At 72.1% G+C, this 1,313-nt stretch carries 1 protein-coding gene; it reads left to right on the top strand.

Annotation, left to right across the window (positions count from 1 at the left end; translation table 11 throughout):
* Positions 1 to 409 precede the first annotated feature (409 nt).
* Entirely contained in the window at positions 410 to 1,183 is a 774-nt protein-coding gene (locus tag V6V89_RS41410; protein WP_334625220.1) for a hypothetical protein, read from the top strand.
* The last annotated feature ends 130 nt before the right edge of the window (positions 1,184 to 1,313 follow it).

The raw sequence follows: 1,313 nt of genomic DNA, 5'->3' as shown, positions 1-1,313 counted from the left end.
CGCCCGGCCCGCCCCGCCCCGCCCCGCCCCGCCCGCCCCGCCCGGCCCGCCCGGCCCGCGTGCGCGCCGCCGCTCCCCGTCCGTCGATCAAGGGCGAATGCACGTGGTTCGATCTCTTTTCCGCGTGCGTTTGCCCTTGATCCATGCGATTTCCCTTGATCGGCGTGCGGCGTGCGGGGTGCGGGGTGCGGCGTGCGGGGGTGCGGGGGTGCGGCGTGCGGGGTACGGGGTGCGGCGTGCGGTGTCGCGTCGCTGCCCGCGCGGCGTGACGTCGCTTGCCCGCGGCGCGTGCGGAGGCCGCAATGTCGGGCGGTCGCGGCGGCGGGCCGTCCCTGGATGGGCAGCGGATCGCCGGTGTCGACGCGCCTCTGGGGCAGCGGAGCTTATCGACATATGTAAGGATGTCGCTGTGCTGAAGGGGTTGGCGCTTGGCGCTGTCGCGGTGATGGTCATGTCGGGGGCGGTGCCGGCGAGCGCCGGTGGCAGCGGTGCGGGCCGGGGCGGGTGTGCTCGCCAGACCACCGCACTGTTCTGCGAAGACTTCGAGCGGCTGCCCACCGGTGGCGCGGCCAGCCTCAACTGGGGCATCGACACCAAGCACGGGAAGCTGACCGTGGAGCGGCGCGGCGGCGGCAAGGTGCTGCGGGTGCACACCGAGGAGAACGGGCGGGCCTTCCTCAAGGTGGACGACTTCGCCGCGCCGGGCAACAGCTTCTTCGGGCGGGTACGGGTGCGGGTCGCCGCGTTTCCGACCGCGCCGGACTGGGCGCACTACACGCTGATCGAGGCGACCGGGCAGGGTGCGGAGATCGTCCGGCCGCTCGGTGGGCAGTACGTGCCCACTGTGGACAAAGCGTTGTGGGGCGTGGGCGCCGACGGCGGACCCACCGGCGACTGGACCAACTGGCGCGAGTCCGCTCCGTCGGTCGCCGGCCGGTGGCAGTGCGTCGAGTGGGAGGCAGACGCCAGCGACAACCGGATCTCGGTGTGGATCGACGGCGTGGCCAAGCCCGACCTCACGGTCACGACCACGGAGCACGGCGGCAATCCGGTCGACTTCGTCTTCCCGCGCTTCGACACGGTGAAGATCGGCTGGCAGCTGTACCAGGGCGACCCGACACCGAGCGCGTACGACGTCTGGTACGACGACATCACCCTGGCGTCGGAGCGCGTCGGCTGCTGAGGCGCCAGTGGCCTGCGGCCGCGGCCCGCGGCCGTCGAGGCCGCCGTCGATCAAGGCCTTTCTCATCGATCAAGGGCAAACGCACGTGGAAAAGAGATCGAACCACGTGCGTTTGCCCTTGATCGGCGGG

Source organism: Micromonospora sp. CPCC 206061, from assembly GCF_036906915.1.
In the GTDB taxonomy this organism is placed as follows: domain Bacteria; phylum Actinomycetota; class Actinomycetes; order Mycobacteriales; family Micromonosporaceae; genus Phytohabitans.
Note: the sequence above shows the minus strand (reverse complement) of the source record. Positions and strands in the feature narration are given on the sequence as shown.